At 59.0% G+C, this 1,105-nt stretch carries 1 pseudogene; it reads right to left on the reverse strand.

The window, feature by feature from the left end:
• Positions 1–182: 182 nt before the first annotated feature.
• Positions 183–1,105, reverse strand: a pseudogene (locus tag HMPREF0591_RS29880) (hypothetical protein); the annotation flags it as partial.

Here is a 1,105-nt window from a genome sequence, read left to right on the forward strand (position 1 = left end):
AGATGACCGAGGAGTCGTATCAGGTCGGCGGACACAGCTCGACCTCGCCGCCGCGAACAGCCTCGGCGAGTGGGCAGACCTCCTCCACGTCGACAGATCTTGGAGTCGTCGCCCTGGCGACGGGGGACTGGACATGACGTTGGCGTGACATCACTTGATTCGAGCGCTAGGTGCATCAGAGGTCAGCCGAAGTCCGCCCATCCCAGCATTTCTCGATAAAGGAGTTCGTTTGGCAAGGCGCCCGGCATCGGGCGGGGATCATCTGCCCAGCATCCCAGTACGGGGTGCTTCTGGGTGGTGACTGTGGCCAGCGTCTTGTTGCGAATGATGAAGTGCGAGAACTCTTCCAGATAGCGCAGCGTCTCCATAAAGAGTGTTGTCGCTAGTGTGGCGATGTCGGCAACATATGCACTTGGTTGAAATGGATTGGATGACTGCGCTTTCCAGACTCCCAGCCTGTCCAGTTGGTCTTGATTGAGCGGCGTGACGGCGGGTTCGAACTCTTCGAGCCCATTGAGAGTGATCGCTACCGTTGTGGACGAGCCATAGCTTCGCGACAACTGGTGCTGGGTATCGAGGGGAATGGCGTGAATTCGGTTGCGCAACTGTCCGATAACCCAAGCGTATGAGCCCAATGATTCCAGCTCTGAGCTATCGGTTGGTTCGAACTTCCCGATAACTGAGCGCAGTTCGTCCAACGAGGTGAGGGACCCACGCTGCTTGTCGGGATCGAGGCTGGTGTCGAACAATGTTCGAGTAACGCGTGCGTATCTGTCCATTGCCGCACAGAGGTACAAGAGCATGCGGTCGAACGCCTCTGCAGCGGTCTCGGACATGTCGGACCGCTGCATTTCGGATGAGGTGCCACTGCCGAGGGCCGCGAGTAGATGGTCCACCGCACGCGCGGCTCGGCTGAGGCGCAGGCCAATCGCTATCATAGACTCAACGAGTTCACGGTCGCCGCCCGCCGTCGCCATCAGACGGATAGCTGTGAGATGCGGAACTGACGCGTCGACGCCAGCCAGGTACAGGTCCGCGACCGAGGTTGCGTTGTAGGTGCGGACGAAACTGCCCCCACCTGCCAATTGTCCTTTGGTAGTTGTTA

Source organism: Mycobacterium parascrofulaceum ATCC BAA-614, assembly GCF_000164135.1.
In the GTDB taxonomy this organism is placed as follows: domain Bacteria; phylum Actinomycetota; class Actinomycetes; order Mycobacteriales; family Mycobacteriaceae; genus Mycobacterium; species Mycobacterium parascrofulaceum.